Annotated in this window: 9 protein-coding genes; 7 read left to right on the top strand and 2 right to left on the bottom strand. The window is 70.4% G+C overall.

All coding sequences use genetic code 11. The annotated features are described in order from the left end of the window. Window positions 1-198: hypothetical protein (locus MPTA5024_RS43055; RefSeq protein ID WP_198167608.1), on the bottom strand; the 198-nt coding region annotated here is incomplete at its 3' end. Between the two features lie 123 nt (window positions 199-321). Between MPTA5024_RS43055 and rpmG the strand changes: the two genes are divergently transcribed. From rpmG to MPTA5024_RS40435, 5 genes are all read left to right on the top strand, one after another. Then, entirely contained in the window at window positions 322-486 is a 165-nt protein-coding gene (gene rpmG / locus MPTA5024_RS36405) for a 50S ribosomal protein L33 (protein ID WP_036332625.1), read from the top strand. A gap of 2 nt (window positions 487-488) precedes the next feature. Continuing rightward, a complete protein-coding gene (locus MPTA5024_RS36400; protein ID WP_036332623.1) occupies window positions 489-734 on the top strand; it encodes a type B 50S ribosomal protein L31 in 246 nt (81 codons plus the stop codon). An 83-nt stretch (window positions 735-817) separates the two neighbouring features. Continuing rightward, complete coding sequence (locus tag MPTA5024_RS36395; RefSeq protein WP_036332621.1) at window positions 818-1,636, top strand: PIG-L family deacetylase; 819 nt, start codon at window positions 818-820, stop codon at window positions 1,634-1,636. A gap of 100 nt (window positions 1,637-1,736) precedes the next feature. Then, window positions 1,737-2,162, top strand: coding sequence for a MarR family winged helix-turn-helix transcriptional regulator (locus MPTA5024_RS36390; protein WP_036332619.1), 426 nt, complete (start codon window positions 1,737-1,739; stop codon window positions 2,160-2,162). Next, complete coding sequence (locus tag MPTA5024_RS40435) at window positions 2,159-2,785, top strand: hypothetical protein (protein ID WP_198167607.1); 627 nt, start codon at window positions 2,159-2,161, stop codon at window positions 2,783-2,785. Before MPTA5024_RS36390 ends, MPTA5024_RS40435 begins: the two co-directional genes overlap by 4 nt. A 191-nt stretch (window positions 2,786-2,976) precedes the next feature. On the opposite strand, the gene MPTA5024_RS36380 is transcribed toward MPTA5024_RS40435, so the two are convergent. Beyond that, window positions 2,977-3,405, bottom strand: coding sequence for a helix-turn-helix domain-containing protein (locus MPTA5024_RS36380; RefSeq protein ID WP_036332617.1), 429 nt, complete (start codon window positions 3,403-3,405; stop codon window positions 2,977-2,979). Between the two features lie 262 nt (window positions 3,406-3,667). On the opposite strand from MPTA5024_RS36380, the gene MPTA5024_RS44785 reads away from it, so the two are divergent. Both MPTA5024_RS44785 and MPTA5024_RS43050 read left to right on the top strand, forming a co-directional pair. After that, complete coding sequence (locus MPTA5024_RS44785) at window positions 3,668-3,919, top strand: helix-turn-helix domain-containing protein (protein ID WP_372444997.1); 252 nt, start codon at window positions 3,668-3,670, stop codon at window positions 3,917-3,919. Between the two features lie 201 nt (window positions 3,920-4,120). Further along, window positions 4,121-4,945 (top strand): hypothetical protein (locus MPTA5024_RS43050; protein WP_198167606.1); only part of this gene is annotated, 825 nt, incomplete at its 3' end.

Genomic DNA, 4,945 nt, shown 5'->3' with positions numbered 1-4,945 from the left:
GGGCCGCGCCTGCTCCCGCGCCACCGGCTCCTGGGCCGGGGCGGCCCGGCCGCCGAAGGCCTCCTCGCGTTCGACCGGGGCCTCCCCCAGCTCGCCGCGCATCTCGGCGTCCACCCCCGGCCCCGAGTAGTCCGGCCCGGGCGCCCGTAACCGCCAGTTCGCCGTGTAGGACCCGCGCCCGCCCGTGTCACCGTCCATCGTCGCCCCCCGAATCGATGTCCCCGAGGCGGCCGTACCCCGCCAGAGCACGGGGACACGGCCCCGGGAACATCCACCGGACGAAAACGGTTATCACCGTCGCATTCGTCGGAAGGAACCCCAATGGCGAGGAACGAGCTCCGCCCGGTGGTCAGGCTGAAGTCGACCGCGGGCACCGGCTTCACCTATGTGACCAGCAAAAACCGGCGCAGCGACCCCGACAGGCTCACGCTGCGCAAGTACGACCCCGTCGTCCGCCGTCACGTGACGTTCCGAGAGGAGCGATGACCTTGAAGAAGACCATCCACCCCGACTACCGTCCCGTCGTCTTCCGCGACCCCGGTGCGGGCGTGGCGTTCCTGACCCGCTCCACCGCCTCCAGCCAGAAGACGATCGCGTGGGAGGACGGCAACGTCTACCCCGTCGTCGACGTGGACGTCTCCTCCGCGAGCCACCCCTTCTACACCGGCCGCGGCCGGGTGCTCGACACCGCCGGGCGCGTCGAGCGGTTCAACCAGCGGTACGGCAGGCGCTGACCGCCGCGCCGCCTCGAACGGGGACATAGGCTCGATCGGGTAACCGTCAGCGATCAAGAACCGGACGCCCGGGGAGACCGAATATGGACCGAGAGCTCACCGTCATGGCCGTGCACGCCCACCCGGACGACGAGGTCATCGCGACCGGCGGGATCCTCGCCCGGTACGCCGACGAGGGCGTCCGTACCGTCCTGGTGACGTGCACCAACGGCGAGCAGGGCGACGGGCCCGGTGGCGTGAAGCCGGGCGAGCCCGGCCACGACGAGGCGGCGGTCGCCGAGCGGCGGCTCGCGGAACTGCGCGAGTCCGCCGCCCACCTCCGGATCGCGCACCTGGAGACGCTGGGCTACCGCGACTCCGGCATGGTGGGCTGGCAGGGCAACGAGCACGCCCTGGCCTTCGCCAACGTCCCGGTCGAGACGGCCGCCGCCCGGCTGGGCGAGCTCATGGAGCGCTACCGCCCGCAGGTCGTCGTCACGTACGACGAGAACGGCGGCTACGGCCACCCCGACCACATCCAGGCCCACCGGATCGCGGTCGCGGCGGTCGAGGGAACCGGCATCCCGGACAAGCTCTACTACTCGGCCGTGTCGCGCGACAGGATCCGCCGGCTGGGCGAGCTGATGCGGGCCGGCGGCATGGCGAACGAGGAGTTCGACCTGCCCGACGACTTCGGCACCCCCGACGAGCTGATCACCACGGTCGTCGACGTGGCCGCGTACGCCGACGACAAGATGAAGGCCCTGCGGGCCCACGCGAGCCAGGGCGACACCATCTTCCTGCTGCGGCTGCCCGAGGAGGCCCAGCGGCAGGTGTTCGCCGAGGAGGCGTTCATCCGCCGGATGTCCCGCGTCGCGGCCCCCGACCGCGAGGACGACCTCTTCGCGGGTCTGCGCGCCTGACGTTCATTCGGGAGCGTCCCCCGGACATCCGTGGGCCACGGCCGAGACCGTGGGACGAGGGCTTGCGAAGCGATACTACGATTTCGTATATTCCGATATCGTGACTAGTGTCGCCGAACCGTCCGCGCTGCTCGCCCTGCAGCGCGCCACCCACGCCACCCTGCAGATCCTCACCGCGAAACTGGCCGACCTCGACCTGACCGCCTCCGAGATCAACGCGTTGGCCATCCTCGCCGACGGCCGGGGCCGGACCGTCTCCGAACTGGGCGCCGCCGCCGGGACCCGCCCCACGACCCTGACCAGCGTGCTGGACCGGCTGGAGCGACGCGGCCACGTCACCCGTGGCGCCCGCCCCGGCGACCGCCGGGTCGTGGTCGTCGAGCTGACCGCCGCCGGCCGCCAGGCCTCGGAGGCCATCCGGCGAACCCTGTCCGAGCTGGAGAACCGCGCCCTCGCCGACCTGCCGGCCGAGGCGATCGCCGGGTTCCACACCGTCCTGGGCGCGCTGGCGGAGGTGTCCGCATGACCACGCCACACCCCGAGACGCCCGAGCCCGCCGCGCTGTCCGACGGGCTGTCCGACGGGCTGTTCAACGAGCTGATGGCCGAGGCGACCGCGGACGGCGGACGCTTCGACCACCGCGCGCACCTGCACCTGACCTGGCTCGCGGTCCGCCGGGTCGGCATGCCGGCCGCCGTCGACCTGGTCAGCGCCGGAATCCGGCGCACCGCCCGATATGCCGGAGCGCCCCAGAAGTACCACGCCACCGTCAGCCGGGCGTGGGTGGAACTGGTGGCCCACCACGCCGCCCACCCCGCAGACTCCGTCGTGCACGTCGCCGGCCACTGTGCCGACCAGGTCGCTCAGCCCGCCGGCCCCTGCGCCGACCAGGCCGCTCAGGCCGCCGATCACGCCGCTGGTCGTGTCGGCGCCCGTGCCGCCGGCGATCCCGCCGCGTCGGGCTTCGCCGCCTTCGTCGAGCGGCATCCCGAGTTGCTGGACAAGCGGCTGCTCGGCCGCTTCTACCGCTCGGCGACGCTGGCCGCTCCGCAGGCCCGCACCGGGTGGGTCGAGCCCGACCTGGCGCCCTTCCCCTGGCAGGACCCCGGCCGGGAGCGGACCGGCGACGCAGGCCCGGCCACCGCTTGAGTGATGCCGTGGACCCCCGGACTCCCGCCCACAGCGGCTCCGGGGCGCCCGCCCGTGCCCGCCGTGCGGTCGCCTGCCTCCTCGGCCCCGGGGTCGCCGATTGACCGGCGGGATTCGCGGCGTCTCGCTCGGAAAATAGCGCGTTTATCCAGTGCAATACCGCATATTCACACGTGCGGGCATTTATCCAATTATTGGCCGTCGCTGTCCGGCTGATCCCCGGCAGAGTCGATCATTTTCTTCAACTCGTCCGCGAGGTGGCTGGACTGTTCCGGGGTGTACCCCTTCGGCACCCGGAAGATGAGGCGCTCGCCCCCGCCCACGGGAACGTCGACGACGTCCCAGCCGATCCACTGGGTGATGGCCATGGCCTTCACGCTGTCGGGATCCCGGCCGAGGCCGGCGGCGAGCGCCTCCAGACGCCACATGTCCGGCATGCGGGGGACCCGGCCGCTCAGCACGTCGGTGATCCACTGGGCGGTCAGCCGCTGGCCTGTGGTCGCGCTCTCGGACCTCAGGGCCAGCGTGCGGATGCTGATTCCCTGGTCCTCGATGTGCTCACGGATGCAGTCGCTCAGGGGAGTGGGGGAGGGGTCACCTGTCACGCGGCGCGGCGGCATTTGGTTGTCAGCTCCTCGACTGCTTTTTCTCGGTGATCGCCCCCATCATGCCCGTAGATCCTGACGGCGGGGAGAGAACCCCGGCGCGGTCGCCGATCAGTCGTGTCAACAAGATGCCTCACGAAACCATGACGTGCTGGAGACGCGTTTGAGGAACCTTTCGATTTCGCGTGCGCACGCCGACCCATTCCCATTACAGTGATGTCCGCAGTCGAGCTGTCAGCGAATTCTGATGACGTAGTCACCATCGGAGAGGTTGGCTATGGCGGGAAAGCCACAAATGCACCTGCGGAGTGTGGCGCTCTTGCGCGCCTTGATGCTCGGCCATGACGGAAGTGTGGCCGAGTTCGCTCGCCGCGCGGCCCTTACCCGGCAGTGCATCGACGCCCTGCTGAAGCGGGGGACGTGCCGCCGTACCACGGCGGAGGCCATCGCGTCTGCGGCGGGTGTGCGCTTGCTCGACCTCTTCAACCCCAATGTGTCATCAAAATCTCCTGACAGTCGGGATCTCTGATTCCGCCGTGCGTCTCGACCGAGGATGCGTGCTCCTGATCCTCCCGAGAGGCTCTTGTCCAATGTCCGATTCGCGCCGTTCTCGATTGGGATACGCATTCCGCCGGGCGGTTCGTAATTGACCGTTTTCTGAATGCGTGTTCGGTGCCCGTCAGCAGGAAGAGCATGGCATCTTCCGCCAACCTCACGAAAGGATCGTCTCTTGACGATGAAGAAAGCCCTCATCACCGGAGCCCTCGCCGCTTCAGCTCTTATCACCCCGGCGGCGATGGCGACGGAGTCCGCGAGCGCCGCGACCAGCGCCGCTCCTTTCTCGGCCACCAGCAGCTCCCACGTCGTCAAGGTGAGCAAGGCGGCCCGCAAACACACCTTCCCGCGTCATCTGCGTGACAGTTACTACTCGCACCGGTACATGTTCGGCGGTCGCACCTACGTCCTGCCGAGCTGCCAGTACGTGGTCAACGGGGGCGTCTACATCTCGCCGTCCTGCGGCTCGACGTACGCGCGTCCGATGTACATCCTCTCCGGCCGCACCTACGCCCTTCCGGGCCAGTGGTGCGACCAGGCCGTCGCCGGCCTGCCCGGCCGCCTGTACGGCCTCCCCAGCACCGTCGCGGTCGCCACGACGACCACGACGACCAGCATCCACGAGTACGTGGTGGCCGGCCGCACGTACACGCTGCCGAGCTGCCAGTACGCCATGAACGGCGGCGTGTACGTCTCGCCGTCGTGCGGCTCCGGGCTGACCGAGCCGGTCTACATCCTCAACGGCCGCACCTACGACCTTCCGGGTAGCTGGTGCGATGGGCGCGTCGGCCTGCCCGGCCGCTGGTACGGCCTGCCCGGCCGCGGCTTCGGCCGTGGCGGCTGGGAGCACGGCGGCTGGGGTCGTGGCGGCTGGGGCGGCCACGACGGCGGCTGGGGCAATGGCGGCCACGGCGGCAACGGCGGCTGGGGCGGCGGCAACGGCGGCGGCAACGGCGGCTGGGGCGGTCACGGTGGCAACGGCGGCGGCAACGGCGGCGGC

It is taken from the genome of Microbispora sp. ATCC PTA-5024 (genome assembly GCF_000511135.2).
Classification (GTDB): Bacteria; Actinomycetota; Actinomycetes; order Streptosporangiales; family Streptosporangiaceae; genus Microbispora; species Microbispora corallina.
Note: the sequence above shows the minus strand (reverse complement) of the source record. Positions and strands in the feature narration are given on the sequence as shown.

What these genes read in the sequence shown, in the direction of transcription:
- MPTA5024_RS40435 (WP_198167607.1), top strand. Translation starts at nt 2,159, where the DNA reads ATGACCACGCCACACCCCGAGACGCCCGAGCCCGCCGCGCTGTCCGAC.
- rpmG (WP_036332625.1), top strand. Translation starts at nt 322, where the DNA reads ATGGCGAGGAACGAGCTCCGCCCGGTGGTCAGGCTGAAGTCGACCGCG.
- MPTA5024_RS44785 (WP_372444997.1), top strand. Translation starts at nt 3,668, where the DNA reads ATGGCGGGAAAGCCACAAATGCACCTGCGGAGTGTGGCGCTCTTGCGC.
- MPTA5024_RS36380 (WP_036332617.1), bottom strand. Translation starts at nt 3,405, where the DNA reads ATGCCGCCGCGCCGCGTGACAGGTGACCCCTCCCCCACTCCCCTGAGC.
- MPTA5024_RS36395 (WP_036332621.1), top strand. Translation starts at nt 818, where the DNA reads ATGGACCGAGAGCTCACCGTCATGGCCGTGCACGCCCACCCGGACGAC.